This is a genomic window from Euzebya sp. (assembly GCF_964222135.1).
Lineage (GTDB): Bacteria > Actinomycetota > Nitriliruptoria > Euzebyales > Euzebyaceae > Euzebya.
The window spans coordinates 132,060-158,319 of sequence record NZ_CAXQBR010000003.1; the positions used below are offsets into that span (position 1 = coordinate 132,060).

Annotated in this window: 30 protein-coding genes and 1 other RNA gene; 21 read left to right on the forward strand and 10 right to left on the reverse strand. The window is 73.9% G+C overall.

Going from position 1 to position 26,260, the window contains the following annotated elements; all coding sequences use genetic code 11:
* The first annotated feature begins 45 nt into the window (after nt 1-45).
* From prfB to paaD, 8 genes are all read left to right on the forward strand, one after another.
* Nucleotides 46-1,183, forward strand: a protein-coding gene (gene prfB, locus ACEQ2X_RS01375; RefSeq protein WP_370323940.1) for a peptide chain release factor 2 whose coding sequence is annotated in 2 segments (ribosomal slippage) — nt 46-114 and nt 116-1,183 — 1,137 coding nt in all. Because the reading frame shifts where the segments join, the coding sequence is not laid out codon by codon here.
* Nucleotides 1,170-1,763: a hypothetical protein gene (locus ACEQ2X_RS01380; RefSeq protein ID WP_370323941.1), complete on the forward strand. Its 594-nt coding sequence runs from the start codon at nt 1,170-1,172 to the stop codon at nt 1,761-1,763. The genes prfB and ACEQ2X_RS01380 overlap by 14 nt, the downstream gene beginning before the upstream one ends.
* Complete coding sequence (locus tag ACEQ2X_RS01385) at nt 1,756-2,538, forward strand: hypothetical protein (RefSeq protein ID WP_370323942.1); 783 nt, start codon at nt 1,756-1,758, stop codon at nt 2,536-2,538. The genes ACEQ2X_RS01380 and ACEQ2X_RS01385 overlap by 8 nt, the downstream gene beginning before the upstream one ends.
* A 65-nt stretch (nt 2,539-2,603) precedes the next feature.
* Nucleotides 2,604-3,638 carry a cell wall-binding repeat-containing protein gene (locus ACEQ2X_RS01390; protein WP_370323943.1) on the forward strand — a complete coding sequence of 345 codons (1,035 nt, stop codon included), beginning with the start codon at nt 2,604-2,606 and terminating at the stop codon, nt 3,636-3,638.
* 303 nt (nt 3,639-3,941) lie between these two features.
* Nucleotides 3,942-4,901 carry a 1,2-phenylacetyl-CoA epoxidase subunit PaaA gene (gene paaA / locus ACEQ2X_RS01395; protein WP_370323944.1) on the forward strand — a complete coding sequence of 320 codons (960 nt, stop codon included), beginning with the start codon at nt 3,942-3,944 and terminating at the stop codon, nt 4,899-4,901.
* Nucleotides 4,901-5,230, forward strand: coding sequence for a hypothetical protein (locus ACEQ2X_RS01400; protein WP_370323945.1), 330 nt, complete (start codon nt 4,901-4,903; stop codon nt 5,228-5,230). Before paaA ends, ACEQ2X_RS01400 begins: the two co-directional genes overlap by 1 nt.
* On the forward strand, nt 5,227-6,045 hold the full coding sequence (paaC, locus tag ACEQ2X_RS01405) for a 1,2-phenylacetyl-CoA epoxidase subunit PaaC (RefSeq protein WP_370323946.1): 819 nt from the start codon (nt 5,227-5,229) through the stop codon (nt 6,043-6,045). Before ACEQ2X_RS01400 ends, paaC begins: the two co-directional genes overlap by 4 nt.
* Nucleotides 6,045-6,536 (forward strand): 1,2-phenylacetyl-CoA epoxidase subunit PaaD, encoded by a 492-nt coding sequence (paaD, locus tag ACEQ2X_RS01410; RefSeq protein WP_370324063.1) that lies wholly within the window; start codon nt 6,045-6,047, stop codon nt 6,534-6,536. The genes paaC and paaD overlap by 1 nt, the downstream gene beginning before the upstream one ends.
* 25 nt (nt 6,537-6,561) lie before the next feature.
* On the opposite strand, the gene ACEQ2X_RS01415 is transcribed toward paaD, so the two are convergent.
* Together ACEQ2X_RS01415 and ACEQ2X_RS01420 are read right to left on the reverse strand one after the other, a co-directional pair.
* Complete coding sequence (locus ACEQ2X_RS01415; protein ID WP_370324064.1) at nt 6,562-7,101, reverse strand: DUF1707 domain-containing protein; 540 nt, start codon at nt 7,099-7,101, stop codon at nt 6,562-6,564.
* Between the two features lie 92 nt (nt 7,102-7,193).
* Nucleotides 7,194-7,607, reverse strand: coding sequence for a DUF1992 domain-containing protein (locus tag ACEQ2X_RS01420; protein ID WP_370323947.1), 414 nt, complete (start codon nt 7,605-7,607; stop codon nt 7,194-7,196).
* Nucleotides 7,608-7,698: 91 nt separating this feature from the next.
* Between ACEQ2X_RS01420 and ACEQ2X_RS01425 the strand changes: the two genes are divergently transcribed.
* Entirely contained in the window at nt 7,699-8,460 is a 762-nt protein-coding gene (locus ACEQ2X_RS01425) for a deoxyribonuclease IV (RefSeq protein WP_370323948.1), read from the forward strand.
* Nucleotides 8,461-8,567: 107 nt separating this feature from the next.
* On the opposite strand, the gene ACEQ2X_RS01430 is transcribed toward ACEQ2X_RS01425, so the two are convergent.
* Nucleotides 8,568-9,242, reverse strand: coding sequence for an SIMPL domain-containing protein (locus ACEQ2X_RS01430; RefSeq protein WP_370323949.1), 675 nt, complete (start codon nt 9,240-9,242; stop codon nt 8,568-8,570).
* Between the two features lie 154 nt (nt 9,243-9,396).
* On the opposite strand from ACEQ2X_RS01430, the gene ftsE reads away from it, so the two are divergent.
* The 7 genes from ftsE (at nt 9,397) to ssrA (ending at nt 15,726) form a co-directional block, all read left to right on the forward strand.
* Nucleotides 9,397-10,083, forward strand: coding sequence for a cell division ATP-binding protein FtsE (ftsE, locus tag ACEQ2X_RS01435; protein WP_370323950.1), 687 nt, complete (start codon nt 9,397-9,399; stop codon nt 10,081-10,083).
* Nucleotides 10,084-10,088: 5 nt separating this feature from the next.
* On the forward strand, nt 10,089-10,967 hold the full coding sequence (ftsX, locus tag ACEQ2X_RS01440; protein ID WP_370323951.1) for a permease-like cell division protein FtsX: 879 nt from the start codon (nt 10,089-10,091) through the stop codon (nt 10,965-10,967).
* Between the two features lie 136 nt (nt 10,968-11,103).
* Nucleotides 11,104-12,393, forward strand: coding sequence for a murein hydrolase activator EnvC (locus ACEQ2X_RS01445; protein ID WP_370323952.1), 1,290 nt, complete (start codon nt 11,104-11,106; stop codon nt 12,391-12,393).
* A 64-nt stretch (nt 12,394-12,457) separates the two neighbouring features.
* Nucleotides 12,458-13,699: a S41 family peptidase gene (locus ACEQ2X_RS01450; protein ID WP_370323953.1), complete on the forward strand. Its 1,242-nt coding sequence runs from the start codon at nt 12,458-12,460 to the stop codon at nt 13,697-13,699.
* 28 nt (nt 13,700-13,727) lie between these two features.
* Nucleotides 13,728-14,195: an SsrA-binding protein SmpB gene (smpB, locus tag ACEQ2X_RS01455; RefSeq protein WP_370323954.1), complete on the forward strand. Its 468-nt coding sequence runs from the start codon at nt 13,728-13,730 to the stop codon at nt 14,193-14,195.
* Entirely contained in the window at nt 14,192-15,265 is a 1,074-nt protein-coding gene (locus ACEQ2X_RS01460; RefSeq protein ID WP_370323955.1) for a class I SAM-dependent methyltransferase, read from the forward strand. Before smpB ends, ACEQ2X_RS01460 begins: the two co-directional genes overlap by 4 nt.
* Nucleotides 15,266-15,368: 103 nt before the next feature.
* Nucleotides 15,369-15,726: a transfer-messenger RNA gene (gene ssrA / locus ACEQ2X_RS01465) on the forward strand.
* Between the two features lie 6 nt (nt 15,727-15,732).
* On the opposite strand, the gene ACEQ2X_RS01470 is transcribed toward ssrA, so the two are convergent.
* Nucleotides 15,733-16,239 carry an HNH endonuclease signature motif containing protein gene (locus ACEQ2X_RS01470; RefSeq protein ID WP_370323956.1) on the reverse strand — a complete coding sequence of 169 codons (507 nt, stop codon included), beginning with the start codon at nt 16,237-16,239 and terminating at the stop codon, nt 15,733-15,735.
* Nucleotides 16,240-16,458: 219 nt separating this feature from the next.
* Here ACEQ2X_RS01470 and ACEQ2X_RS01475 point away from each other — a divergent pair, with 219 nt between their 5' ends.
* The gene (locus ACEQ2X_RS01475) at nt 16,459-17,592 is read left to right on the forward strand and encodes an HPP family protein (RefSeq protein ID WP_370323957.1); all 1,134 of its coding nucleotides are present in this window, start codon (nt 16,459-16,461) and stop codon (nt 17,590-17,592) included.
* Here the strand turns inward: ACEQ2X_RS01475 and ACEQ2X_RS01480 are convergent.
* Genes ACEQ2X_RS01480 through ACEQ2X_RS01490 form a run of 3 tightly spaced genes read right to left on the reverse strand, consistent with a single transcriptional unit; the run spans nt 17,577 to nt 20,852 of the window.
* A complete protein-coding gene (locus ACEQ2X_RS01480; RefSeq protein WP_370323958.1) occupies nt 17,577-19,190 on the reverse strand; it encodes a DEAD/DEAH box helicase in 1,614 nt (537 codons plus the stop codon). The two genes, ACEQ2X_RS01475 and ACEQ2X_RS01480, sit on opposite strands and share 16 nt — an antisense overlap.
* 48 nt (nt 19,191-19,238) lie before the next feature.
* Nucleotides 19,239-20,027 carry a TrkA C-terminal domain-containing protein gene (locus ACEQ2X_RS01485; RefSeq protein ID WP_370323959.1) on the reverse strand — a complete coding sequence of 263 codons (789 nt, stop codon included), beginning with the start codon at nt 20,025-20,027 and terminating at the stop codon, nt 19,239-19,241.
* Between the two features lie 18 nt (nt 20,028-20,045).
* Complete coding sequence (locus ACEQ2X_RS01490) at nt 20,046-20,852, reverse strand: thioesterase family protein (RefSeq protein ID WP_370323960.1); 807 nt, start codon at nt 20,850-20,852, stop codon at nt 20,046-20,048.
* A gap of 43 nt (nt 20,853-20,895) precedes the next feature.
* Here ACEQ2X_RS01490 and selD point away from each other — a divergent pair, with 43 nt between their 5' ends.
* From selD to ACEQ2X_RS01510, 4 genes are read left to right on the forward strand one after another with little or no spacing between them, the layout of a single operon-like run.
* Nucleotides 20,896-21,945, forward strand: coding sequence for a selenide, water dikinase SelD (gene selD, locus ACEQ2X_RS01495; protein ID WP_370323961.1), 1,050 nt, complete (start codon nt 20,896-20,898; stop codon nt 21,943-21,945).
* 22 nt (nt 21,946-21,967) lie between these two features.
* Complete coding sequence (locus ACEQ2X_RS01500; protein ID WP_370323962.1) at nt 21,968-22,420, forward strand: Mov34/MPN/PAD-1 family protein; 453 nt, start codon at nt 21,968-21,970, stop codon at nt 22,418-22,420.
* Nucleotides 22,421-22,460: 40 nt separating this feature from the next.
* A complete protein-coding gene (locus ACEQ2X_RS01505) occupies nt 22,461-22,763 on the forward strand; it encodes a ubiquitin-like small modifier protein 1 (protein WP_370323963.1) in 303 nt (100 codons plus the stop codon).
* Nucleotides 22,764-22,775: 12 nt separating this feature from the next.
* On the forward strand, nt 22,776-23,720 hold the full coding sequence (locus ACEQ2X_RS01510; RefSeq protein ID WP_370323964.1) for a PLP-dependent cysteine synthase family protein: 945 nt from the start codon (nt 22,776-22,778) through the stop codon (nt 23,718-23,720).
* 214 nt (nt 23,721-23,934) lie between these two features.
* Here ACEQ2X_RS01510 and ACEQ2X_RS01515 read toward each other — a convergent pair whose 3' ends face one another.
* The 3 genes from ACEQ2X_RS01515 to ACEQ2X_RS01525 all read right to left on the reverse strand — a co-directional run bounded on the left by ACEQ2X_RS01515 (nt 23,935) and on the right by ACEQ2X_RS01525 (nt 26,231).
* Nucleotides 23,935-24,852 carry a DMT family transporter gene (locus tag ACEQ2X_RS01515; protein WP_370323965.1) on the reverse strand — a complete coding sequence of 306 codons (918 nt, stop codon included), beginning with the start codon at nt 24,850-24,852 and terminating at the stop codon, nt 23,935-23,937.
* Nucleotides 24,853-25,005: 153 nt separating this feature from the next.
* Nucleotides 25,006-25,470 carry a hypothetical protein gene (locus tag ACEQ2X_RS01520; RefSeq protein ID WP_370323966.1) on the reverse strand — a complete coding sequence of 155 codons (465 nt, stop codon included), beginning with the start codon at nt 25,468-25,470 and terminating at the stop codon, nt 25,006-25,008.
* Nucleotides 25,467-26,231 (reverse strand): TetR/AcrR family transcriptional regulator, encoded by a 765-nt coding sequence (locus tag ACEQ2X_RS01525; protein ID WP_370323967.1) that lies wholly within the window; start codon nt 26,229-26,231, stop codon nt 25,467-25,469. The genes ACEQ2X_RS01520 and ACEQ2X_RS01525 overlap by 4 nt, the downstream gene beginning before the upstream one ends.
* Between the last annotated feature and the right edge of the window lie 29 nt (nt 26,232-26,260).

Sequence of the window (26,260 nt, forward strand, 5' to 3'; positions counted from 1 at the left end):
ACCGCCGCACGGGGTGACGCCGCCCCGCTAGCCTTCGACGACGACATGGCTACCGATCACTCCGACGCACTCGCGAACTACCGGCGCAAGCTCGCCGAGGTCAAGGAGTACCTTTGACCTGGACACCAAGCGCGCACGGCTGGCCGAGCTGCACATCGAGGCGGCTGACCCCTCGATCTGGGACGACCAGGCCCGCGCGCAGAAGGTGACGAAGGAGCTCTCGGCCGTCGAGGACGACGTGAAGGTCCACGACGACTTCGCCGCGCGGCTCGAGGATCTCGAGACCCTCAACCTCCTCGCCCAGGAGGAGGACGACCAGGACTCCGCCGACGAGGTCGCGGCGGCGCTCGAGGACCTGCGCGGCGACTTCGCCGAGCTCGAGATCCGGGTGCTGCTCGGGGGTGAGTACGACGCCCGCGACGCGGTCGTCACCGTCCACGCCGGCGCGGGTGGCACCGACAGCCAGGACTGGGCGGAGATGCTGTGGCGGATGCTCCGCCGCTGGGCCGAGGAGCACCGCTTCGCCGTCGAGCTGTACGAGACGCAGTGGGCGGAGGAGGCCGGCATCCGCTCCGCGACCTTCGCCGTCCGCGGCCAGCGCGCGTACGGCTGGCTGCGCAGCGAGCACGGCGTGCACCGGCTGGTGCGGATCAGCCCGTTCGACTCCCAGGCCCGGCGGCACACGGCCTTCTCGTCCGTCGACGTCATCCCCGAGCTCGACGAGGCGGAGGAGGACGTCCAGATCGACGACGAGGACCTGCGGATCGACGTGTACCGCTCGTCCGGCCCCGGCGGGCAGGGGGTCAACACCACCGACTCGGCGGTGCGGATCACCCACCTGCCGACCGGCATCGTCACCAGCTGCCAGAACGAGCGGTCCCAGCTGCAGAACAAGGCCACGGCGATGGCGCTGCTGAAGACCCGCCTGGCCCAGCTGGAGCGCGAGAAGCGCGCCGCGGAGCTGGCCGAGGTGCGCGGCGAGCAGCGCTCGGTCGAGTGGGGCAGCCAGATCCGCTCCTACGTCCTGCACCCCTACCAGATGGTGAAGGACCACCGGACGAACCACGAGACCGGCAACACCCAGGCGGTCCTCGACGGTGGTCTGGGCGAGTTCATGACCGCCTACCTGCAGTGGCAGGCCCGCGGCGACGGGCCGGCGGAGGGGGTCGGTGGCGACGACTGACGCCCACCTCCGCGTCGTCGGATCCGCGCGGCGCAGCCTGTTCGACGCCGTGCGGCCCACCGAGGTGCAGGCGGCGGGGGAGCGCCTGCGGGGTCCGGGCGGGATGGCCCTGGCCGCGCTCCACCACGACGGCGTCGCCGGTGGGGTGCACGCGCCGGCGGACGCGGTCGTGCTGGCCGGGCGTGCGGTCGGCCGCGCCCGTGACGGGTGGGTCAGAGCGGACGAGACGGCGGCGCTCGGCATCGCCTACGGCATCGCGGTGACCCGCCACCGGCGGACGGCGGGCGGTCGCACCTGGTGCCTGCTGCGCCTGGGGGCGCTGCAGCACGGCCGCACCCTCGAGACCGCGGCCGTGCTCGCGGACCTGCCGGCGGTCCGGCTGACCCCGATCGTCGTCGGCCCGTCCTCAGCGGCTGAGCGGACCGCCGGCCTGCTGACCGCCTGCGGGCTCTCGGTCCACGCGGCGGACAACGACGACGCGTGGTCGGTGCTGTCCGCGCTCGACCACGCGAGCGCGGCGGCCGAGCACACCGCGGCGGTCGTGCTCGCGACGCGCGAGGACCCCGTCCGCCATGGCTGAGCGGAGCGCGGGTGCCCGCGACGACCGGGGCGGGACCGCCCCGCCGGCGGCCGGCTCGTTCGGGGACGTCCTGGTGCGCCTGGCCGGGGAGCGCCCGAACCTCGTCGTCATCACCGGCGCGGACATCGGCCCGGCGGCGTGGTTCGCCGAGGTGTGGCCTGACCGCGTCCTGACCGTCCCGCCGCTGATGGCGCGGCTGTCCATCGCCGAGGGGATCGTCCGGGGCGGGGGGGATGCGGTCACGGTGCTCGAGCCCGAGGTGGTCGAGCTGGCCGTCCGTGCCGAGGCGGGTGTCCTGGCGGTCAGCGAGACCCCCGCCCACCTGGCCCTCGCCCACCGGGCCGCCCTCGACGTCATGCAGCCCGGCTGGGAGGACGACCTGCCTGTCCTCCTCGTCGGCGGCCTGTCGTCGTCGACCACCACCGTGCTGTTCCTCCCCGAGCGCACGCCGGCCTCGGGGTCGGCGCCTGCGCCGCTGGTCCTCGGCGAGCAGCGGGTGCTGCACCGCGGCCGGGACGGGCTCGTCCTCGGCGCCGGCCCGACCGCACCGGTCGCGCGGGCCGTGGCCGAGGCGCTGGCCGAGGACCACTGCCAGGTGACCGCGCTCGACAGCCACACCGTGACCGGCGCCTCCGGGGTCGAGGCGTCACTGCTGCTCGACCACCTGCTCGTGGGCGGCCTCGACGTCGAGCGCGCGGCGGCCCTCTCCGCGGTCCCGGTCGGTGGGGGGATCCCGGCCGTCGCCGAGCGGGTCCGGGCCGCGCTGTCGAGCTGACCGCCACCGCGGCCAGCTGCAGGGTCTAGGGTCACCTCGATCCGTCCCCGACGTCGGGAGCTCCCGTGCCGAACCGCGCCACCGCACTGCTCGTGGTCGCCGTCCTCATCGCCCTCGGCAGCGCCGGGGCGGCACGCGCTGGCGGCGCCGTCCAGCGCATCGCGGGCGACGACCCGGTCGGGCTGTCCGTCGCGGTCTCGACCGCCACCTTCGACGACGCGGGCGCCGACGGGACCGCGGCCCTGCACGCGGTCCTCGGCCGCGACGACGCGTTCGCCGACAGCCTGGCCGCCGGCCCGCTGCTGGCCGGCGGCCCGCTCCTCTACGTGCCGGGCGGCGAGGGGGGGACCCTGCCCGCCGCCGTCGCCGACGAGCTCGTCCGCGTGCTGCCGCCGGGTGCGACGGTGTACCTGGCCGGCGGCACTGCGGCGGTCGCGCCGGCGGTCGAGGACGCCGTCGCCGACCTGGAGCTCCTGCCGATCCGGCTGGGCGGGGAGGAGCGGACCGCCACCGCGGCGCGGATCGCCGAGGAGGCCGTGGCGCTGTACGGCGACCCGGCGACCGTGCTGCTGGCGGCGGCGGGCACCTGGCCGGACGCGATCGCCGGGGCGGCCCTGGCCGCGGCGACCAGCGGGGCCGACGGCGCGGTCCCGATCCTGTTGACCGACGGCGGGGCGCTGTCGCCCGCGGCCGGGGAGTTCCTCGACGCCGCCGGCGAGGTCGAGGTCCTGGTGCTCGGCGGGGATGCGGTCATCGACGACGCGGTCGCCGAGTCCGCCGGCGCCGACGGGCGGCTGGCCGGCCCGACCCGCGCGCACACCGCCGCGGTCATCGCGCCGGCGTTCGGCGACGACCCCGCCGCGGCGACGGTCGTCCAGGGGTGGGTGGACGACCCGCAGGTCGAGGGCACCGACGACGGCTGGATCGAGGGCACCGTCGCCGCGACCCTGCTGCGACCCCTCCTCCTGACCGGCCCCTCGGCCGACGAGGTGAACGAGCCGACCCGCGCCGCGCTGTCGGGCCGGCAGGCCGTCACGGTCGTGGGCGCCCCCGACCGGGTCTCCGATGGGGGGTTGGAGGCGATCGGCGCGGCGAGGTAGCGCAGCCCGGTAACGCCACCGATGGGCGCCGAAGTGGTCGCGGTTGGTTCGCGGTGGGTGCGGGGCCCGCCGGTGGGAGCGGTGGCCGCACCCAGGTGGTCGCGGTTCGTTCGCGGTGGGTGCGGGGCCCGCCGGTGGGAGCGGTGGCCGCACCCAGGTGGTCGCGGTTCGTTCGCGGTGGGTGCGGGGCCCGCCGGTGGGAGCGGTGGCCGCACCCAAGGGCGGTTCGCTCCCCTTCCCGAGGATGACGTGTTACGGTTGGACGCAGAGCCGAGGGAATCCTGTAACACCTGTGGAGGGCCAATGACGACCGTCGCCGACCCCGACCTCGAGGCGCGGACCGCCGCGTTCGTGGAGCACGTCCAGTCCGGCGGCCAGGTCGAGGCCGACGACTGGATGCCCGACGAGTACCGGCAGCTCGCGATCAAGTTCATCGAGATGCACGCGAACTCCGAGATGATGGGCGCCCTGCCCGAACGCGAGTGGATCGCCCGGGCCCCCACCCTCCGGCGGAAGATGTCCCTCACCGCCAAGGTGCAGGACGAGGTCGGCCACGGGCACATGATCTACCGGGTGGCCGAGGACCTCGGCAAGCCCCGCCCGGACATGCTGAGCGACCTGCTGGCCGGCCGGACCAAGTTCCACAACGTCTTCCACTACCCGACACGGTCGTGGGGCGACGTGGCGGTGATCGGCTCGCTGGTGGACGGCGCGGCGATCATCACCCAGACCGCCCTGCTCACGACGTCGCTGGCCACGTACGCCCGCGTGATGAAGCGGGTCTGCGCCGAGGAGAGCTTCCACCAGCGCCACGGCGAGGACCTGCTGCTCGAGCTCGCGTCAGGCACCGCCGCGCAGCGGGAGATGCTGCAGGAGGCCGTCGACCGCTGGTGGACGCCGATCATGCACTTCTTCGGCCCCAAGACGCCGGCCGAGAAGGACCGGCTGCTCTTCTGGCGGATCAAGACCGAGACCAACGAGACCCTCCGCCAGCGGTTCTTCGACCGGTACGTGCCGAAGCTGTGGGACCTCGGCATCACCGTCCCGGACCCGGACCTGCGCTACGACCCGGACGCCGACACCTGGATCTGGACCGAGCCGTCGTGGGACGAGCTGCGGGAGGTCGCCCGGGGGAACGGACCGATGACCGCGACCCGGCTGAGCTGGCGGATCTGGATGAGCGACGCGAACGCCTGGGCCCGCGAGGTCATGGACCTGCCACGCCTCGAGTCGCCGGTCGCCGCCTCGGGCGGGCGGACCTGATGGCCCGCTACCCCGTCCTGCAGCGCCGCCGGGAGGACTCGGACTGGGAGACCGTCGGCTACGTCCACGCCCCGGACCGCGAGATGGCGCTCGGCTTCGCCCTCCACTCGTTCTTCCGCCACGGCGAGGGGGTCAACTGCGCGATCGACGACGGCGGCGAGATCGTCACCGTCACCGACCCCGCCGACGTGATCGCCCACACCGACAAGTCCTACCGCACCTCCGCCGGCTACCCGCTCGGGCCGAAGCGCCGCAAGGCCGAGCAGCGCATCGCCGAGCTCGGCGTCCGGGTCGACGGCGTGCGGCCGGGCGCGGGGGTCCCGACATGAGCACCACCGAGCGGATGACCAACGTCCCCCGCGCGACCCGCGCCGGGTGGTCCGAGGCCGACGACCCGCGCCTCGCGCTGGTGCTGAGCATCGCCGACGACGAGCTGATGATCGGCCACCGCCACAGCCACTGGACCGGCGTCGCCCCGACCCTCGAGGCCGACCTCGCGTTCAGCTCGCTGGCCCAGGACGAGATCGGCCACGCGGCGATCTTCTACGGCGTCGCCGAGGAGCTGACCGGCCAGGACGAGGACACCCTCGCGTTCGGGCGCCAGCCGGGGGCGTACCGCCACGCCACCCTCCTCGAGGCCGAGCCGGGGGACTGGGCCTTCACCCTCGTCCGCCAGCACGCCTACGACCTGTTCGACCACCTCCGCCTCGAGGCGCTGACCGAGTCGAGCGACGCCACGATCAGCGGGGTCCTCGGCCCGGTGCTGCGCGAGGAGCGCCTGCACCGCGCCCACGCCCGGGCCTGGCTCAGCCGCGTCGCCGACGGCCCGGCCGACGGGCGAGGGCGGGTCGAGGCCGCTGCCCGCGCGGTGCTCGGCCAGGTGGGCGGGCTGTTCGAGGCGGTGGAGGGGGAGGAGGCGCTGGTCGCCGACGGCACCCTGCCGGCCCCGACGTCGTCGCTCGTCGACCCGTGGCGCGAGCGCCTGGCCGAGGACTACCGCACCTTCGGGCTGGGGGGAGCGCTGGATGCCATCGACCTCGACGGCGGGCTCGGGGGTCGCGCCGGACGGCACACCGAGGCCTTCGAGCCGATGTGGGCCGAGATGACCGCGCTGTTCCGCGAGCACCCGGGAGCCAGCTGGTGATGGTGGGAGCGGAGCTGGTCGACGTGGTCGATGCCGTGCGGGATGCCGTGTCGGCGGTCCCCGATCCGGAGATGCCGGTCGTCACGATCGGGCACCTCGGCATGGTCGTCGACGTGCAGGTGCGCGACGGGGTGGCCGAGATCGAGGTCATGCCGACGTTCACCGGCTGCCCGGCGACCGCCTACATCGGCCACGACGTCGAGGCGGCGGCCACCGCGGTGGAGGGGGTGCGGGCCGCGACGGTCCGCTGGCGGCGCGACCTCTCCTGGGGGCCCGAGCGGATCACCGCCGAGGGCCGTGAGGCGCTCGCCGAGTCCGGCATCGCCCCGCCGGGGTCGGGGCAGACCCTCCTGTCGATCGGGGGCGTCCGCTGCCCGTGGTGCGGGTCCCGGAACACCCGGGCCGACTCCCCGTTCGGGGCCGCGCCGTGCCGTTCCACCCACACCTGCCGGGACTGCAAGACCCCGTTCGACGCGATCAAGCCGATCTGATCCCGCGGGCGGATCAGCCGCCCGACTACCCGCCGGTGATCTCGACGGAGCCGAAGAGGACGAAACCGTCGACCTCGACGTCGTCCGCGTCGGCGGCGCCGGTGCACGCCTGCTGGCACTCGGCGGACCCGAAGATGGCGATCGCGCCGTTGTCGGCTGCGGAGCCCTCGGGGACCACGACCTCCGTCGAGCCGAACACGCTGAACACGGTGATGTCCTCGCCGGGGGCCGGGGTGACGGTCGACGAGCTGAAGATGCTCACCGAGTCCGCCGAGGCGACGCCCAGTCCGATGGCGACCACCGCGGCGGCGGCCACCAGCCACCCGGCGGCCGTGCCGACCCACCCGGAGGAGGCGACCGGTGCGGCGTCCCGCGACGCGGGAGCGGAGTCAGGGGGCGCCGGGACCGGCAGGTCGCGGACGAGCGGCGCGATCTCGGCCCGCGTCCGGGCGCGCATCGCGACGTCGAGGCGCTCCTCGAACTCGTCGGTCGACAGCGCGCCCTGGCCGTAGGCCTCCCGCAGCCGGTCCTGGACCTGCTGGCGGTCGCGGTCGCCGATGCGGATCTCCCCGTCGGGCTCCGCCCGTCGCTCCTGGGTCGTCGTTCAACGTCGTCGTTCTACGTCGTCGTTCGGAGCGCGCAGAGTACCGCCGTCGGCTACGCCCCCGCGCCGCCCTCACGGCGCGCGCGCCACCGGTCCAGGTGCCGTTCGAGGTCGAGTGGCACCGACGTCGAGGGCGGACCCGGCAGGCCGAGGCGGTTGGCCGCGATGATGCGCTCGTTGATCTCCGCGATGATCCGGCGGACGTCCTCCTCGGTCCGGGCGACGTCGATCGCGAGGCGGGCCTGCTCGACGTCCTTGCGCAGCTGCACGGCCGGGGGGACGTAGGTGAGCCCCTCGTCCTCGAGCTTCCGGCGCGCCCACCAGTCGTCGTCGCGCTGGCGGCCCAGGTCGGCGATCGGCTTGCCGGCCCCGGGCAGGTCGTCGAACTCCCCCCGCGCCTGCGCCTCGCGGAGCGTCCGGTCGATCCAGGACTCCCAGCGGGCACCGGCGTACCTGCGCTCAGCCACCTCCGCGCCTCCTCCGTCGGGTCCGGCTGCCACGGTAGGGGGCCGAGCCAGGCCGGGGCGGGCCGTCGCAGGGGCGTGCCAGCATGGAGCCATGTCCACCGCTGCACCCGCCATCGGCGCCCACATCGGCCCGGACCGCCCGCTCGAGACCGCCGCTCGCATCGATGCCGACTGCGTCCAGATCTTCCTCGGCGACCCGCAGGGCTGGAAGGCCCCGCCCGCGCGCGACGACGCCGACGAGCTACGCACCGCCGAGCTGCCGATCTACGTCCACGCCCCCTACCTGGTCAACGTCGCGTCGGCGGAGAGCCGCATCCGGATCCCCTCGCGGAAGATCCTCCAGCAGCACTGCGATGCCGCGGCGGCGATCGGGGCGGCCGCGGTCATCGTCCACGGTGGCACGGTCACCGGCGACGAGGACGTCAGCGCCGGGTACGACCGGTGGCGCAAGGCGCTCGACCGCTTGGACTCCGAGGTGCCGGTCCTGATCGAGAACACCGCCGGCGGCGACAACTCCGTCGCGCGGGAGCTCGAGTCGATCCGGCAGCTGTGGGAGGTCGTCGGTGACCTCGGTCCCGGGTTCTGCCTGGACACCTGCCACGCCTGGTCCGCCGGCCAGGACGTCGTGGAGGCGGTCGAGGCGGTCATCGACATCACGGGCCGGGTCGACCTGGTCCACTGCAACGACTCCCGCGACGAGCGCGGGTCCAGCCGTGATCGCCACGAGTCCCTCACCAGGGGCCAGATCCCGGTCGACCGCATCCTCGAGGCCGTCCGGACGGCCGCCGCGCCGGTGATCTGCGAGACCCCCGACGTCGCCCACGACATCGCCTGGCTCCGCGAACACCTCTGACCCGTCTCGCCCGCCACGATGTGCAGTTGAGCCACGGGAACGGCCGAACTGCACATCCGGACGGCCTGACACACCACCCAGGCGTGGACAGGGACCCGGGCGGGTGATCAGCCCAGGTCGAAGGCGGCCTCCAGCTCGACGACCACGGCCACGGGTTCGGGCACGATCCGCACCACGAGGGGCTCCTCGTCGCCGCCGTCGGCCATGGCGGACCGGCTCATCATGGCCTCGGCCTGGAACGTCGCCCCGCGCCGCTGGGGTCCGTCGTCGCCGCGGAGACCGGGCTCGGACAGCCACACCACCCGTCCGACCGCGAGCCCCAACCCCTCGGCGTAGGCGCCGGCACGCCGTCGCGCGTCGACCGCGGCTGCGGCGCGGATCCGGTCCCACCCCTCCGCATCGGCGGCGACGGACCACCGCGGCCCGGCGACCTGCACGTCGACCATCGCGGCGAGGTCGCCGGCGAGCGCGGTCAGCGCCTCACCGTCCGGCGCGCAGGCCAGGTCGGTGGTGCGCGTGGCCACGTACCCGCGCAGCTGGCGGCCCTGCCGGGGGGTGTGGTCCCACTCCGGCCCGGTCCGCACCGAGGACGTCAGCGCCCGGCGGACGACCCCACCGCGACGGGCGTCCACCGCCTCGTCCACCTCGGCCGCCCGGCGGGCGCACAGCGCGACCGCCTCCGACTGGCTGCCCGCCGCCCGCGCCTGGACCGTGATGGTCAGCGACGCCTCGGTCGGGTCCAGCCGGGCCTCGGCCCGACCCCGCACGATGATCTCGGCCATGCCCGCAGCCTATGCCGGGTGAGGAGGAGCGGGGACGATCGGGCAGGGCTGGCCTGACGGCCGGCGCGCGGTCCCGGTGTTACCTTCGGCCTCCGAGGCCCTCCGGCACGCACCCCTCCTCACGCGCCCTTCCCCCGACCGGGCCCCACACCCCATGATCCGATTCGCGCACGTCTCCAAGACGTACAAGAAGACCATCCACGCCCTCGAGGACGTCTCCGTCGAGATCGGCAAGGGCGAGTTCGTGTTCCTCGTCGGCGCCTCCGGGTCGGGGAAGAGCACGTTCATCAAGCTGCTGCTGAAGGACGTCGAGCCCGACGACGGCGAGATCGTCGTGGCCGGCAAGAAGCTCAACGGGATGCGGCCCTGGCGGGTGCCGGCGTTCCGCCGCGAGCTCGGGTGCGTCTTCCAGGACTTCAAGCTGCTCGAGTCGAAGACGGTCTACGAGAACGTCGCCTTCGCCCAGGAGGTCATCGGGCACACGCCGGCCCAGATCCGCGTCGACGTGCCGGACGCGCTCGAGGTCGTCGGCCTCAGCCACAAGCACGACGCGATGCCGAACGAGCTGTCCGGCGGTGAGCAGCAGCGCGTCTCCATCGCCCGCGCCATCGTCAACCGGCCGCGGATCATGCTGTGCGACGAGCCCACGGGGAACCTCGACCCCGAGACCTCGGTCGGGATCATGAAGCTGATCGACCAGATCAACCGGGCGGGGACGACGATCCTGATGGCGACCCACGACAGCCACATCGTCGACTCGATGCGCAAGCGCGTCGTCGAGCTGCAGAACGGCCACATGGTCCGCGACCAGGTGCGCGGCACCTACGGGTACGCGGGGTAGCGCCGATGCCTGCACGCTGGCGCTACCTGTTCGGCGAGGTCGGGATCGGCCTGCGCCGCAACCTGCTCATGACCATCGCGACGATCCTGACCGTCACGGTGACGGTGACCATGGTGGGCGCCAGCCTGCTGGTCCAGCGGCAGGTCGCGAAGGCCCAGGACGTCCTCTACGAGGACGTCGAGGTCTCCATCTTCCTGGCCGACGCGATCACCCCGGACCAGCAGCAGGCGCTCGAGGCCGACCTGCGGGCCCAGCCGGTGGTCGCCGACGTGGTCTACGAGTCGAAGGAGGAGGCGTTCGCGAACGCCCAGGAGCTGTTCGCCGACGACCCCCTGATCCTCCAGGACCTCTCGCCCGACGTGCTGCCGGCGTCGTTCCGCGTCCAGCTGACCGACCCCGAGGAGTTCGGCGTCATCTCCTCGCTGTTCAGCGGACGGCCGGGCATCGACGAGATCCGCGACCAGCGCGAGATCCTCGACGACTTCTTCACGATCATGGGCAAGATCCGCGAGTTCGTGCTGTACGTCGCGGTGCTGATCGCCCTGGCCGCCATCTCGCTGGTCGCCACCACGATCCGACTGACGGCGTTCGCCCGGCGTGAGCAGACCGCGATCATGAAGCTCGTCGGCGCCACGAACTGGTACATCCGGCTGCCGTTCGTGATGGAGGGCGTCGCCACCGCCAGCGTGGGCGCGGTCGCCGCGTTCCTCCTGCTGCTGGCCGGCATGCGCTTCTACGTCGGGGACCTCCGCGAGGCGATCGGCTTCTTGCCGTTCATCGGCACCGCCGACGTCGTCGCGATCTTCCCGCTCCTCCTGATCGGCTCGATCCTCGTCGGCGCCGTCGTCAGCGTGCTTGCCCTCCGCCGCTTCCTGGCCGTCTGACGCCCCTCCCGGGGCTGGCGGTCTAGAACCCTCGACCTCCGATCGAGGTGTACGGAGGTTCACCACTTCCGGGCGCAGGAGTTGTTACCGTTGCGCGACCGTGATGACGGTGCTTCCCCCCCGACGTCGCACGCCCATGCCCGCATGGCAGCGACTCCTGACCGCGTTCGCGCTGGCGGCTGTGCTGCTGCCCGCGTCCCTCCCCCTGCCCGCGGACGCCCAATCGCAGTCCGACCTCGACGAGGTCGAGTCCCAGATCGACGAGGCCGAGGCCGAACGGGAGCGCCTCGACGGCGAGCGGCAGGCCCAGCTCGACCAGCTCGACGCGATCCTCGCCGAGCAGCAGGCGCTGCAGGCCGAGCTCGACGCGTTGAGCGCCGAGCTCGCCACCGCCCAGGGGGAGCTCGACGACCGGGAGCGGATCCTCGCCGCGACGACCGCCGAGCTCGAGGCCACGGAGCAGCGGCTCGCCGACACCCGCGACCAGCTGGACCGCCAGGAGCAGACCTACGAGTCCCGGGTCCGCCAGTCCTACATCTCCGCCCGGGCGGACCAGACCCTGCCGGTCTTCAACGCCCGGAACGCGGCGGAGTTCGCGCAGGCGAGCACCTACCTGCAGGCGATCGTGTCCCGCGACCGGGCGGGTTACGAGGAGATCGACGTCCTCCGCCGCCGCATCGAGGCGGACGAGGCCGAGCTCGAGCGGCTCCGCGGCCAGCAGGACGCCGACCGCGAGGCCGCGCAGGCCGAGCGCGACCGGGTCGCCGAGCTCGTCGACGCCCAGGCCGCCGTGGTCGCCCAGGTCGAGGCCCAGGCGGAGGAGAAGCGCACCGTCCTGGCGGGGATCGAGGCGGACCGGGACGCCGCGGACGCCCTCGTCGCCGACCTCGAGGCCGAGTCCGCCCGCATCGAGCAGGAGCTCGCCGCCGCCGCAGCCGCCGCGGCGGAGGCCGCCGCCCAGCAGGAGGCGCTCGCCCAGGCCGGCTCCGCCGGCGGCGGATCGACCTCCTCGAGCCCGGGCGGGTCAGCGGGCGTCGCCACCGGCGGGCGGTTCATCATGCCGGTCGGCGGGCGGATCTCCTCGGAGTTCGGCTACCGGGTCCACCCGATCTCCGGTGCCCGCCGCCTGCACGCCGGCATGGACATCGCCGCCGGTTCCGGCACGCCCATCGGGGCCGCCGGCGCCGGCACCGTGATCTTCGCCGGCTGGCGGGGTGGCTACGGCAACTGCATCATCATCGACCACGGCGGGGGCATCGCGACCCTCTACGGCCACCAGTCGAGCCTCGCAGCCAGCGTGGGCCAGAGCGTCTCGGCGGGCCAGGTCATCGGCTACGTCGGCTCCACCGGCTACTCCACCGGCCCCCACCTGCACTGGGAGGTCCGGGTCAACGGGTCGCCCACGAACCCGCGCGGCTACATCTAGCGGTAAAGACATCGGAAGGTCCCCGGCGTGCGCGTCGCGCGCTGGCAGGCTTGTGGGCGAGACGATGGACGAGCCGACCACCCCGCCGCCGAGCGCCGCCGCCGCACGCCCCTCCCCTCTCCGCTCCGGGGAGTTCACCTCGGCGCTCGCGGCCGGGATCGTGATGCTCCTCATCGGGGGGACCGGGATCATGGGCTTCCGGGTCGGCGCCCAGGCAGCAGAACCCGACCTGCCGGACGAGTTCACCAACGTCGAGCTGCTGTACGAGGCCATCACCGAGGACGCGGTCGACCACCCCGATCCCGACGCGCTCGTGTCCGGCGCCATCGACGGCCTGCTCGGCACCCTCGACGACCCCTACGCCGTCTACTACGACCCGGAGCGCTACGAGCAGCTGAACGCCGACCTCGACGGCGAGTTCGTCGGCGTCGGCGTCACCATCGAGGAGCAGACCGACGGGGTCTACATCACCGGCGTGATCCCCGGATCGCCTGCCGAGGAGGCCGGGGTGATGGCCGGCGAGCGGATCACCTCCGTCGACGGCACCGACACGACGACCGAGGAGACCACCTCCGGTGACGTCGTCGAGCTCATCGCGGGGGAGGAGGGGCAGACGCGCACGATCGGCCTCGACTCCGGCGACGCCGGGCCCCGCGAGCTCACGCTGACCCTGCGCGAGATCGACCTGCCGACGGTCGCCGGGCGGATCCTCGACTCCGGCTACGGCTACGTCGGGCTGGCCCAGTTCACCCGGCACGCGGCCGAGCAGCTGACCGACGAGCTGCGGACGTTCGCCGACCAGGGCGTGCCCGGCGTGGTCCTCGACCTGCGGGGCAACCCGGGTGGTCTGCTCGACGAGGCGGTCGACGTGGTCAGCCTGTTCGTCGAGGAGGGCACGGTCGTCACCGTCGAGAGCAACCTCGGCACGACCGAGCACCGGGTCAGCGGCACCACCGTCGCCCCGGACCTGCCGCTGGTCGTCCTGGTCGACGGCAACTCCGCCTCGGCGAGCGAGATCGTCGCCGGCGCGCTCCAGGACCTCGACCGCGCGGAGGTCGTGGGCCAGACCACGTTCGGGAAGGGCACCGTCCAGACCATCCAGGACCTGTCCGAGGGCGCCGGGGTGAAGTTCACCACCGCGGAGTACTTCACCCCCTCCGGCGATTCGATCCAGGACGTCGGCGTCGAGCCCGACGTCACCGCATCCGGGGACGCCGCGGCGATGCTCGCCTCCGCCGAGGACGTCCTGGCCGACCTGATCGCCGCCGGGACCGCCACCGACGAGCCCGCCGCCGGGGGGTCCTGACCGCCTGCCACGCCGCTACGTTGGCGGCATGGCCAAGAAGGTGAAGGCGGACGCGAACACGATCGCGGTCAACCGGCGTGCCCGGTTCGACTACTCGATCGACACCACCTACGAGTGCGGCATCGTGCTGCAGGGGACGGAGGTGAAGAGCCTGCGGGCCGGGAAGGCCTCCATCGCCCAGGCGTTCGCCACCGTGCGGGACGGCGAGCTGTGGCTGTACATGGCCGACATCCCCGAGTACGAGTTCGGCAACCGCAACAACCACGAGCCGCAGCGCCGTCGCAAGCTCCTCGCCCACAGCCACGAGATCCGCGACATGGCGGCCTTCACCCAGGAGCAGGGGCGGACCCTCGTCCCGATGAAGCTGTACTGGAAGGACGGCAAGGCGAAGGTGCTGATCGGCGAGGGCGTCGGCAAGACGACGGTCGACAAGCGCCACGACAAGGCGGAGAAGACCGCCAAGCGCGAGATCGAGCGCGCGCTCAAGGCCCGGTGAGCGCCGTGCCGCCGGACATCGACCGCCGCGCCGCCGGGCAGTTCGCCCGGCAGCTGGTCGGCCACCTCTCGAGCGCGATGACCGTCACCGCTCTCGAGCTCGGCGCCCGCCTCGGCCTGCTCGAGGCGCTGACCGCGACGCCGCGGACCGTCGAGGACCTCGCCGACGCGACCGGCACGCAGCCGCGGTACTGCCGTGAGTGGGCCGAGCTGCTGGTGACCGCGGGGGTCCTCGTCGCCGACGAGCAGGCGGGGACCGTCGAGCTGCCGGCCGACCACGCCGCGGCGCTGTCCCTCCCGACCCCCTACAACCTCTCGGGCATGGTGACCATCGCCACGGCCACGACCCGGTCCCTCGACCTGCTCGAGCGGGTGTTCACCGAGGGCGGCGGCATCGGCTACGACGAGCAGCTGATCGACACCGACAAGCTGATGCACCAGCTGTCCGGGGACCGCTACGACGCGCTGCTCGTCGACAGCTACCTCGCCCAGGTCCCCGGTCTCACCGACCGCCTGTCGGAGGGTGCCCGGGTCCTCGAGATCGGGTGCGGTCGCGGGCACGCGGCCATGCTGATCGGCCGGGCCTTCCCGGCCAGCCAAGTCGTCGGCCTCGACATCAGCGAGACCGCGGTGGCGGCAGCCGTGGACGCCGCAGCAGCCGCCGGCCTGGCCAACACGACGTTCGTCCGCGGCGACGCCGTCGACCCGCCCGCGGGGCCGTGGGACGTGGTCGCGGCCCTCGACGTGGTCCACGACCTCGCCCACCCCCACGAGGCCCTCGCCGCGGCCCGGCGGGTGATCGCCGACGACGGCCGGCTGGTCATGATCGACAGCGGCGCCCCGCCGACCCTCGCCGAGCGCGCGGAGCTCCCGTGGGCGCCCATGATGTACGGCGTGTCGCTCGGCCACTGCATGACCGTCTCCCTCGCCCAGCAGGGGGAGGGGCTGGGGACCATGTGGGGCCGCGAGGGAGTCCTTGCCGCGCTGGCCGACGCCGGGTTCGGCGAGGTCGAGACCTTCGAGCTGAAGGGCGACCCGATGGACCTCCTCTACGTCGCACGGCCCGCCTGACGCTGCAGGACGGCCGCGGCGCCGCTACCCTGAGTGGCTCCCACCGCACCCGGGTGGGTGCGCCGAGAGGCGCGACAACTCCATAGGGATCTTCCCTCTTCACGGGGGCGACTGGTTTCGACGGGTGTCGGTCGACCGCGGGAGAGCGAGCCGAGGATGTAGGGCTGCCTCGTTAATCCGCTCTGCAACCACTTAGGTGCCGAAGACAACTTCGCACTGGCTGCTTAAGAACTAAGCACCTGTCCGCCTGAACCACCGCCTGAGGTGAGGGACCGGGCATCGCAACCAGGCTCCACCGCCCAGCCGCTCCCGTGGGCTGGGTGGGACATCGAATCGCGGGATACGGCTGGGGAGGTGTCTGGACCGAGGACACCCCAGCTCGACAACCCACTCGGTCCTACGCTCGTAGCGCTCTCGGGGACGAGACATTCGGACGGGGGTTCGACTCCCCCCGCCTCCAAGAGCTCTCAGGTGTCAGAGGTCATCTGAGGGCTGTTGGAGGTGTCGGTGGACCCGGTGGGAAGAGATCCGTAGCGGCGAAGGATGTCCTTCGCCCATCGAACCGCGTCCTCCGCACGGATGCCGGCCGGGTGCGGCCGCGTCCACAGCTCGAGGTTCTCGAGCCTGTTGTCATCTCGCACCCCGTTCCGGTGGTGGACGGCTTCACCTGGCCCGAGATGGCGACCGAGGTGCGCCTCCATGACCAGGATGTGCTCGAAGACGTACGGCGATGTGTCCCGGGCTCGGGGATGGCCGACTGCACGACGCATCACGTAGCCCTTCTTGTGATAGGTCACACCGCCCTTCCAGTTCCCGTTCTGACGGCCCCCGACGTCGCGGCACTCCGTGCACTGCGCGGAGCTGCGTTGTTTCGGGCGACCGCACTCGCAGTCGTCGCGAGATCGGCACGATGAGCACCGCAAGTGCCGGCTGGAGGGTTGGAACGTCCGTCCGCATTCCGTGCAGGACTTCATGCCGTGGACCGTAGGGCAGCTCCGTCCTCCCGCATGACGAGTTCCTCGCTCTCTGGGGACAACTCGACTGCCCGCGCGGTAGCTCGGCTCGGCCTGCGCCTGTCCCGGGCCGAAGGTCCCACGGGCGGTGGGACCTCGGGCACTGCCCGTGCCACCGGACCGCGTGCACCCTGTGCGGTGAGGGACCACCCCTCCACCGGCACGGACCAGGAGGTAGCCATGGAGCGCTGGGTGTGCACGCGACGGACCGTCCACGGCGACCCGGAGGCCATCCGGCGGCGCCTGATCACCGAGATCCGCCCGCTGCTGCAGCGCGCAGCCGGTGGGCCGCTCGCCGAGCCGGGGGGTGATGGCGCCTTCGAGCTGGTCCTGCGGTCGGGTCGGATGGCCCGGACGGTGGAGGCGAGGGTCGGGGAGGTCCTCGACCAGCGCCACTGGGTCCAGATCCCCCTGCGGTGGCGCTCGCGCGGCCCTGCGGGTCCGCTGTTCCCGACCTTCGAGGGCTGGGTCGAGCTCGAGGACGCCGATCGGGTCACCGTCACCGTGGCGGTGCTAGGGCACTACCAGCCACCGGCCTCCCTCGTCGGTCTGGCGGTCGACGCGATCGCGCTCTCGAGCATCGCCGAGGCGACGATCGAGGAGCTCGCGGTGGGGGTCGCCAACCAGCTGGAGGGGCACGGCACCACGGTGGAGCCGGTGCCGGCCCGCACGGGCCTCGACGTCGGCGACGTGATGACGCCCGAGCCGATCACGCTGCGCGAGGACGCGTCCCTGCGCACCGCGGCCGACCTGCTGCTCACCCGGCGCATCGGCGGCGTGCCGGTCGTCAACGACCGCGGTCGGCTGGTCGGCGTGCTGAGCGAGAAGGACCTGCTCGACAAGGTCGCCCCGGTCCGCTACGGGCTCGGCGGCCAGGTCGAGCGCTCGTGGAGGCACCGCGACGCCGAGACCGTCGGCCAAGCCTGCACACGGCCGGCCCGGACCACCATGGTCGAGTCGAGCCTGCGCGAGGCCGCCGGCGAGATGGCCCGCCACGGCGTCGGGCGGCTGGTCGTGATGCGCGGCGCGGAGGTCGCCGGCATGCTCACCCGCAGCGACGTGATGAAGGCGCTCATCCGCGAGGACGAGGCGATCGAGCAGGGCGTCCGGGCGGTCGTCGCCGACCTCTCCGAACCCCACGTCACCACCGAGGTGGCCGACGGCATCGTCGTGCTGACCGGCTCGGTGGAGCGTCGCAGCAGCCTCGGCGGCCTGCTCGAGCGGATCGAGGCGGTGGACGGGGTCATCGCCGTCCGCTCAGACCGCCTCACCTGGGACGTCGACGACGTGACCATCGCCTACCCGATGGTCTGACCCGCCGTCGTCGCGCGCGAGCGGGGCCGTGGCCCGGCCAGCGATCCGGACGTGCCCTCCCGAGCCGAGACCGTCCGGATCGACCGGGCCACCCCCATGACCTCGGCCAGGAAGTCCTCCTGGGCTCCCTGGTCGGGGTCCTCGCGCGTCCCGATCGCGTAGGCGACGACCAGCCCCGCGGCACGGCCGTCGGGCTTGAGCCGCAGCACCCGGCCGAGGCGTTGGATCATCTGACGTCGTGTGCGGAACGCCGCGAGGACGACCGCCAGCTCGGCGTCGGGGACGTCGACCCCCTCGTCGAGCACGCGCGGGGCCACGACGGCCTGCAGGTTCCCGTTGCGGAACTCCGCCAGCCGGATGCGCCGCGTGTCGCCGGGCAGGTCGCCGTGGATCTCCTCGGCGGCCACGCCCCCGCCGCGCAGTGCCGCCGCGGCCCGCTCGGCCTGGTCGACGGTGTCGGTGAACACCAACGTGCGGGTCCCGTCCTGCGCCAGCTGCGCGGCCATGCCCCGCACGACGTCGAGCTTCGCCCCGGCCTGCGCCGCCACGTCACGGCGACCGCGGAGCGCCGACAGGAACGCCCGCGCGGCGACGACCTCACGCCGGACGCGGGTGTTGGGACGCCCCTCCGCCTCCGCCGACAGGGCGGCCGCCGCGGCGATCAGCTCCAGGGGGGCCTTCGGCAGGCCGTGGGACACGAGCTCGCGGCGGTGCTCGCGCACCCGTGCGTCGGCGGCGTCGTAGTCACGCCGCTCGGCCGGCGTCAGGTCGACGCCCACGAAGGTGATGTCGAACGGCGCGATCACGCCGTCGGCGGCGGCCTCGGCGAAGCCGTACTCGCTGACGACGCCGCCGAAGTACGGGCCGAGGACCTCGATCAGCCCGTCGTCGTTGCGCTCGTAGGTCGCGGTCAGCGCCAGGCGCATGGCGAAGTCCGGTTTCAGCGCCTCGCCCCACGTCGGCGCGCCGTAGCGGTGTGCCTCGTCGGCGACGAGCAGCCCGACCGCGCCTTCCGGCAGGTCGATGGGGACCGCGGCGGCCGAGTGCGGCGTCGCGATCACCACGTGGTGGTCGCCCAGGTCGTCGGCGTGCCCGCCGCCGAGCTGGCCGATGCGGGCGCCGTCGACGTGCTCGGCGAGCTGCCGCCGCCACTGGCCCAGCAGGTCCAGCGTGGGGACGAGCACCAGCGCGCGGCCGCCCTGCGCCAGGCACGCGCGGACGGCGGCGATCGCCAAGCGCGTCTTGCCGGTGCCGGTCACCGCCTCGACCACCCCCGTGCAGCCCGCCGCCGCCCACCGCGCGAACGCGTCCACCTGCCAGTCGCGCAGGTCCAGGCCGTCCAGGGGACGTCGGGGATCGACCGGCACGGGGACGGGCCCCTCGCCGGCCTCGACGTGGTCGGGGTCGACGGACCACAGCTCACGGCCGAGCACCTCCTCGCGGCGGAAGCGGCCGTCCCGCGCGAGCGCGCGCTCGACCGCGGCCCGGGACACCCCCGACCCGCCGGCCCGCTTGACCGCCTTCACGAGCGCGGGGAGGGCCATCCCGCCGTCCTGCTCGGCGAGGGCGGCGGCGGCGAGTTCGGCCACGGTCGTCACGGACGGGCACGCTACCCGGGGGGTGTGACGTCGCCGCTGCCGGCCACGTCAGGACCGCCGGCGCCGCCAGCGGCCCGCGCGGTCCATCGTCTGCTCCGCCGCCACCCGCGCCTCGTTGGCCGCGACGTTGTCGAGGTGCGCCTCGGTCCCCTCCGCACCCGCCCGGCGATCGCGGAGCTCGGCAAGGCAAGACGCGGTGCCGTACACCAGGACGGTGTCGCCCGGCTGGATCGACGTCGCGCCCGTCGGCGCGCCCAGGTACACGCCGTCCGCGCGCTCGACGCCGAGGACCAGCAGACCCTCCTCGGTCAGCCGGGACGACGCCAGCGTCCGCCCCGCCAGCCAGTGGTCGTCGACCACCAGGATGCGGTCGATCGCGTAGTCCATCGCCAGGTGGAGCAGCCCGTGGTAGTCCCGGACGTCGAGCTCGGTGTAGCGCCGCAGCAGCCGCTCGCTCACCCGCATCATCCACCGCGACACCGCCTCGCTGCGCGCCAGCAGCGCCAGGACCGCAAGGCCGCCGATCAGCAGCCCGAAGCGCTGGAGCGCCTCGGCGTCGCGCTCGACGGACCCGAAGGACACCGACAGCGTCGCCACGGTCGTGACCAGGCCGACGTTGCCGAGGAGCATCAACGTGGAGATGATCCGCCGTCGGATCGGGTGGCTGACGATCTGCTCGGCCTCTGCGGTCCCCAGGCCGGTGCTCGAGAACGCCGACCGCGCCTGGAACCGCGCCACGTCCGGTGCCAGGCCGGTCAGCACCAGGGCGACCGAGGCCACCCGCGTCACCAGCAGGGAGACGAGCAGGACGACCAGCAGGGTGCCGATTGCGAGCATGCGTCGTCCCTCCCCTCCTCAGCCCTGGCCGATCCCGCCGCGGTCGAGCAGCAGGGACTGCAGGCCGCGACCGAGCGGGCCGCGCTCGTCGTGCAGCACGGATGCCGCCATGCCGATGCCGTGGTCGGTCAGGGTCGTGGCGGCCTGCAGGCAGACCCACTCGCCCTCCGGCAGGCGGGTGAGGTACACGGTCAGGTCGGGGTTGATGAACAGCCCGCGGAAGCGGGCGGAGACCCCGTTGCCGGAGTCCGCGGCGATCAGCACCCGCTCGAGCGGCGAGGGGGCCGCGTCGGGCACCAGCGGGTGGCGCATCCGCATCCAGGCGACCGCCGGGCCGAACGCGTTCCAGCCGCCCTCGGCGAAGCGGACCTCCATCGCCTGGGCGTAGCCGGTGTGGCCGATGCCGGTGAAGAACTCGTCCGCCGCCTCGATCCCGTCCGGGCCGGTCACCGGGTCACCCTCGACCCCCGCGTGGAGGGGCAGGTCGGTCGTGCGGATCCGCCACGACCGGGCGGTCGCGACCGGCGTCCCGTCGTCGGTGGTCATCGTCGCCCCGAGCAGCTCGACGGACCGACCGCCGCGGAGGAGCTCGGTGGCGACGTGGAGGCGGGCGACCGGCACGGGGCGGAGGATCTCGACGGTGACGCGGACGGTCTGGAAGCCCTCGCGGGGGTGGTCGGCGTCGAGCACGTGGCCGATCAGCGCGGTCGGGGGTCCGCCGTGCTGGGCGCGGGGGTCCCACGGACCGGTGGTGTGGACGGTCGAGGCGTAGGCCCGCCCGGCGGAGGAGTCGCCTTCGGGCACGAAGAAGGAGTCGGCGGTCACGCGGGGGCATCCTATGGGCCGAGGGCGACTACTGTTCGCGGGCATGGACGACGTGCGCACCACCAAGCGGCTCACCGAGTTCAGCCACGGGGCGGGGTGTGGCTGCAAGATCGGACCGGACGAGCTGGCCGACGTCCTCGGCCGCCTGGCGCCGACCCGCCACCCCGACCTCCTGGTCGGCACCGACACCGGCGACGACGCCGCGGTGTGGCGCCTGGACGCCGACCGCGCCCTGGTCGTGACCACCGACTTCTTCACCCCGCTGGTCGACGACCCCCGCACGTGGGGCCGCATCGCCGCGACCAACGCGGCGAGCGACGTGTACGCGATGGGTGGCCGCCCCCTCCTCGCCCTCAACCTGGTGGCCTGGCCCGTCGACGTGCTCGGCCCCGAGGTGCTGGCCGAGGTCCTGGCCGGCGGGGCGGACGCCGCTGCTGCGGGCGGGTGGCTGGCCGTCGGCGGGCACTCGATCGACGACCCCGAGCCGAAGTACGGCCAGGCGGTCGTCGGGGAGGTCCACCCGGACCGGATCATGACCAACGCCGCCCTGTCCGAGGGGGACGTCGTGGTCCTCACCAAGGCGCTCGGCACCGGGGCGATCACCACCGCGGTCAAGTTCGAGCGGTCCGAGCCCGACTGGGTGGCCGCCGCGATCGACTCGATGTGCACGCTGAACGACACCGCCGCCCACGCGGCGGCCGGTGCCCGGGTGGCGGCCGCCACCGACGTCACCGGCTTCGGCCTCCTCGGCCACCTGAAGAAGATGGCGGCGGCGAGCGGCGTGGACGTCGAGCTGCGCGCCGCCGACGTGCCGGCCCTGCCCGGTGCCCGCGAGGCGCTCGCCGACGGGATGGTCTCGGGCGGCACCCGCCGCAACGCCGCGTGGGCGGCCGACGTCACGACGTTCGCCGACGACGTCGACGAGGTCGACCGCTGGCTGCTCGCGGACGCCCAGACCTCGGGCGGCCTGCTGCTCGGCGTCGCTCCCGACCGGGTGGGCGGTCTCCTCGATGCCCTGGTCGACGCCGGCCTGCCCGCCGCGGCGATCGGGACCGCGGTGGAGGAGGGGCCGGGGCGGATCGCCGTCGCCTGAGCGGCGGGTAGCCTGCCCGGGCATGACCGAGGTGCCGATCCGGGGGGCCGTCGATCTCCCCCGCGCGATCGTGGACGAGATCATCGCCCACGCCCGCTCCGACCTGCCGTACGAGACCTGCGGCCTGCTGGCCTCCGACGCCGACGGCCGCGTCGTCGGCCACTGGGTCGTCGACAACGCGGACCGGTCGATGACGTGGTTCCGCATGGACCCGAAGGGCCAGCTGCACGCGATGCGGGCGATGGACGACGCCGGGCTCGAGTGGTCGGGCATCTGGCACTGCCACACCCACTCCGAGGCGTTCCCCTCGCCCACCGACGTCGACCAGGCCCAGCACTGGCCCGGCATCGTCGCCGTGATCGTCAGCTTCCAGGACCCCGATCCGGTCCTGCGGGCGTTCGACATCGCCGAGGGGGAGGTCACCGAGCGAGTTCTCACCGTTGGGGGCGCCGCCGTCGCGCGGGGCCCCGTCTAACCTCGCCACCTCGTCAGCTCCCCGAAAGGACGACACCGACATGGCCGTGACGGTCCGCATCCCCACCGTGCTGCGCAAGCACACCGGCGGCGCGCAGTCCGTCGAGGGCGACGGCGCCACCATCGCCGAGCTGCTCGAGGACCTCTCCACCCGCCACGCCGACCTGACCGACGCGATCACCGCCGACGACGGGTCCCTCGCCGGGTTCATCAACGTGTACCTGAACGACGAGGACGTCCGGTACCTCGACGGCGTCGACACCGAGCTGCGCGACGGGGATGAGCTGTCGCTCCTCCCCGCGGTCGCAGGCGGAGCCTGCGCGTGCGGCGGGGCAGGGGGTTGACCGGGTTGCACGGTGCTCGCGCGCGACATCGCTGACGTCGTCGGCCGGACCCCGCTGGTCCGGCTGGCGAACACCGCCCCACCGGGCTACGAGATCTACCTGAAGCTCGAGGGGCTCAACCCGACCGGGTCGACGAAGGACCGGGTGGCCGCGTACCTGCTCGCCGCCGCCGAGCGCGAGGGGCGGATCCGCCGTGGATCGCGCATCCTCGAGCCGACCAGCGGCAACACCGGGATCGCCCTCGCCGCGCTGTGCGCGCCGCGCGGCTACCGGTTGACCTGCGTGATGCCGGAGAACACCTCGGCCGAGCGCACGCAGCTGCTCGAGCTGTACGGCGTCGAGATCGTCTACTCACCCGCGGAGGAGGGGTCGAACGGCTCGGTGCGGGTCGCGCGGGAGCTGGCGGCCGCCGACCCCGACGTGTACATGCCGTTCCAGTACGCCAACCCGGCGAACCCCCAGGCGCACTACGAGACGACCGCGCCAGAGATCCTCGCGGACCTGCCCGACGTCGCGGCGTTCGTGGCGGGGCTGGGGACGGGTGGGACGGTGACGGGGGTCGGTCGCTGGTTGAAGGCGCACGACCCGGACATCAAGGTCTTCGCCGCCGAGCCGGAGTACGGCGACCTCGTCTACGGCCTCCGCAACCTCGACGAGGGCTACGTCCCCGAGGTGCTCGACCAGGCGGTCCTCGACAGCCGGATCAAGGTCGACTCGTTGAAGGCGCTGACCGCCACCCGGGCGCTGGCGGCCAAGGAGGGCATCTTCGCCGGCGTCTCGACGGGCGCCTCCCTGGCCGTGGCCCTGCGGATCTGCGACCCGCGCCGGCTGCCGGAGGGGTCGAAGGTCGTCGCGGTGTCCCCCGACGGCGGGTGGAAGTACCTCTCCACCGGCGCGTACGCGATGGGTGACACCGCGGCGATCGCGGAGTCGCTGTCCGGCACCCTGTGGGCCTGACCGGTCGGCGTCGCGGATCGCTCCCGCCATCGCCCCACGGGCGCGGGACGGGGGTCGGGTCAGGCGGGTCGCTCCCGTCATCGCCCCGCGGGCGCGTGGCGGGGGTCTGGTCAGGCGGGTCGCTCCCGTCATCGCCCCGCGGGCGCTTCGCGGGCGGGGCCCCCGCCCTGTGGAGTCCGTCATCGCCCCGCGGGCGTCTCGCGGGCCGTCGGTCTCAGCGGTCCGGCACGCCCGCGGGGGTGCGCGCGGTCGTCCGGCGCGGCAGGGCTGCCCGCACCGCCAGCCCGCCGGCGAGGACCACGAGGATCGCGCCGGCCACACCGACCGGTGACAGCGCCTCCCCGAAGATGGCGGCCGCGAGGACCGTGGCGGTCAGCGGCTCGAGCAGCGTGATCGTGCTCGCGGTGGCGGCCGGGATGCGGGCCACCCCGCCGAAGAACAGCGCGTAGGCCAGCGCCGTCGGGGCCGTGCCCAGGTACGCGATCGCGGCGACGTCGCCCCCGTCGAGCTCGGCGCCCGCGAGGCCGACCAGGGCCGGCAGGAGCACGACGGCGGCGACGGGGAACGCCGCGGTCACGAGCGCGCCGGGGACCGCGTCGCGGGCGTGGCGGCCGAGCAGGGTCACGCCGGCGTAGCCCGACCCGGCGACCAGCGCGAGACCGGCACCGCCGACGGCGGCCCACCCGAGCGAGGTCCCTCCCCCGCCGGACAGCAGCCCGACGCCGAGCGCGCCGAGCAGCACCGCGGTCCAGGTCGCGACGCCCGCCCGGGTGTCACCGACCAGGGGACCGACGGCGGCGGTGACGATCGGCGCGGCGCCGAGCGACACCATCGTGGCGACCGTCACCCCGACGAGGGGGACGGCGGCGAAGAACGTGGCCTGGTAGATCGCCAGCAGGACGCCGACGCCGATGACGACGGGGCTTCGGCGCGGGAGCCGGTGGGCGGCCGCGGGGCGCAGGCGGGGGACCGCCACCAGCACGGTGGCGGCGATCACCACGCGCAGCGCGGCGACGGTCAGCGGCGGCACGCCGGATTCGTTGAGGGACCGGCCGACGACGCCTGACGTGCCCCACAGGACGGCGGCGGTGACGACGGCCAGGACGGGGCGGATGGCGGGGGTGGGTGACATGGCGGGGTGATCTCCGGTGCTCGCGGCGGGCGGACGCGCGCGGAGCGGCCCCGGTGCCTGGATGTCGGCGGGGGTGTCGGGGCGGGCTCCGCTAGGAGACCGGAGGGGGGAGGACCATGAGGTGCATGTCGCGCGCGATGCTATCGCAGCCGGTCAGTCCACATCCGGGCCGGGCTCGAGGCCGAGCTCGGCCAGGCGGGTGTCGATCGCCGCGCGCTGCGCGGCCGACGCGGCGGTGCGCATGAGCGGGACCTCCCCGTCCGCCGTGCGGGCCACCAGCCGGAAGGTGACCTGCGGGCCGCGCGCGCTCGTGGGGATGGTCGTCCGTCGCCAGGCGAGCCCCTCGAGGTCAGCCCACGCGACGCGGCGGCCGCCCACGCCCATGCGGTGCACGCCGACCTCGTCGACGACGAAGCCAGCGGTGCGCGCCCGGTGGGCCTGCCACCCCACGACGGCGGTGCCGAGGGCCACGGCGACGTACCCCTCGGTCGGGTTCTCCGGCACGAGGACGATCGCGATCGCCCCCGGCAGGACCACGGCGAGCGCCGCCATCAGCGCCTGCGCCAGTGCGAGGCGCCGTGCGCGGCGCTCGGGCACCACGCCGGTCGGGCGGCTCACCGCGACCCGGCGAGCCGGTCCTCGACGAACCGCTCGATGCCGTCGAGCACGCGGGCCAGGCGGAAGTCGTAGTCCGGATCGGCCTCGGCGGTCGCCTCCTCCGCCCCCTCCTCGCCGGCACCGTCGAACACGCCGGCGTCGATGACCCTGGCGAGGGACGGGTACCGCTCGGGGTCGAGCAGCTCGGCCAGCAACGCCCCGTAGCGCTGCGGCTCGACGGCCAGGGTGGTCGAGGGCGAATCGGCTGCGCGGAACAGCATGTCGCCGAGCACGTGGGAGTCGACCAGCAGCATGATCATGAGCTTCTCGCCCTCGTGGAGCGGGAGGTCGGCCATCGTCCCGAGGCCGCGGTCCAGCCAGGCCAGCTGGTTCGGCGTCGCCGGCAGCCCGAACATGGGGATCGCCTGCATGATCCACGGGTGAGCTCGCAGACCGGCGGTCGCCGCCCGGGCCCACCGCTCGAGGCCGTCGCGCCACCCGTCCGCCGCACCGGGGTCGAGGACGTCGTCGGGCCACCCCATCGCTGCGTCCTGCATGTGGAGGACGAGCTCCTCCTTGCTCCCGACGTGGCGGTACAGCGACATCGTCGTGAACCCGAGCTGCTCGGCCACGTGCGCCATGGACACCGCGGCGAGCCCGTAGGCGTCGGCGATCTCGACGGCCGCCTCGACGATGCGGCCGAGGCTGAGCCCGCGACGGGGCGCCTCGCCGGACGCGGCCGCGCGCCACACCTCGCGGATGCCATCCACCGGGTTCGTCATGGCGGTTGATCGTAGAGGTGTGTATGAAG

Coding starts and splice junctions, on each gene's coding strand:
- ACEQ2X_RS01385 (WP_370323942.1), top strand. CDS start 1,756: ATGGCTGAGCGGAGCGCGGGTGCCCGCGACGACCGGGGCGGGACCGCC.
- paaA (WP_370323944.1), top strand. CDS start 3,942: ATGACGACCGTCGCCGACCCCGACCTCGAGGCGCGGACCGCCGCGTTC.
- ACEQ2X_RS01400 (WP_370323945.1), top strand. CDS start 4,901: ATGGCCCGCTACCCCGTCCTGCAGCGCCGCCGGGAGGACTCGGACTGG.
- paaC (WP_370323946.1), top strand. CDS start 5,227: ATGAGCACCACCGAGCGGATGACCAACGTCCCCCGCGCGACCCGCGCC.
- paaD (WP_370324063.1), top strand. CDS start 6,045: ATGGTGGGAGCGGAGCTGGTCGACGTGGTCGATGCCGTGCGGGATGCC.
- ACEQ2X_RS01425 (WP_370323948.1), top strand. CDS start 7,699: ATGTCCACCGCTGCACCCGCCATCGGCGCCCACATCGGCCCGGACCGC.
- ACEQ2X_RS01430 (WP_370323949.1), bottom strand. CDS start 9,242: ATGGCCGAGATCATCGTGCGGGGTCGGGCCGAGGCCCGGCTGGACCCG.
- ftsE (WP_370323950.1), top strand. CDS start 9,397: ATGATCCGATTCGCGCACGTCTCCAAGACGTACAAGAAGACCATCCAC.
- ftsX (WP_370323951.1), top strand. CDS start 10,089: ATGCCTGCACGCTGGCGCTACCTGTTCGGCGAGGTCGGGATCGGCCTG.
- ACEQ2X_RS01445 (WP_370323952.1), top strand. CDS start 11,104: ATGCCCGCATGGCAGCGACTCCTGACCGCGTTCGCGCTGGCGGCTGTG.
- ACEQ2X_RS01450 (WP_370323953.1), top strand. CDS start 12,458: ATGGACGAGCCGACCACCCCGCCGCCGAGCGCCGCCGCCGCACGCCCC.
- smpB (WP_370323954.1), top strand. CDS start 13,728: ATGGCCAAGAAGGTGAAGGCGGACGCGAACACGATCGCGGTCAACCGG.
- ACEQ2X_RS01470 (WP_370323956.1), bottom strand. CDS start 16,239: ATGAAGTCCTGCACGGAATGCGGACGGACGTTCCAACCCTCCAGCCGG.
- ACEQ2X_RS01475 (WP_370323957.1), top strand. CDS start 16,459: ATGGAGCGCTGGGTGTGCACGCGACGGACCGTCCACGGCGACCCGGAG.
- ACEQ2X_RS01485 (WP_370323959.1), bottom strand. CDS start 20,027: ATGCTCGCAATCGGCACCCTGCTGGTCGTCCTGCTCGTCTCCCTGCTG.
- selD (WP_370323961.1), top strand. CDS start 20,896: ATGGACGACGTGCGCACCACCAAGCGGCTCACCGAGTTCAGCCACGGG.
- ACEQ2X_RS01500 (WP_370323962.1), top strand. CDS start 21,968: ATGACCGAGGTGCCGATCCGGGGGGCCGTCGATCTCCCCCGCGCGATC.
- ACEQ2X_RS01505 (WP_370323963.1), top strand. CDS start 22,461: ATGGCCGTGACGGTCCGCATCCCCACCGTGCTGCGCAAGCACACCGGC.
- ACEQ2X_RS01515 (WP_370323965.1), bottom strand. CDS start 24,852: ATGTCACCCACCCCCGCCATCCGCCCCGTCCTGGCCGTCGTCACCGCC.
- ACEQ2X_RS01525 (WP_370323967.1), bottom strand. CDS start 26,231: ATGACGAACCCGGTGGATGGCATCCGCGAGGTGTGGCGCGCGGCCGCG.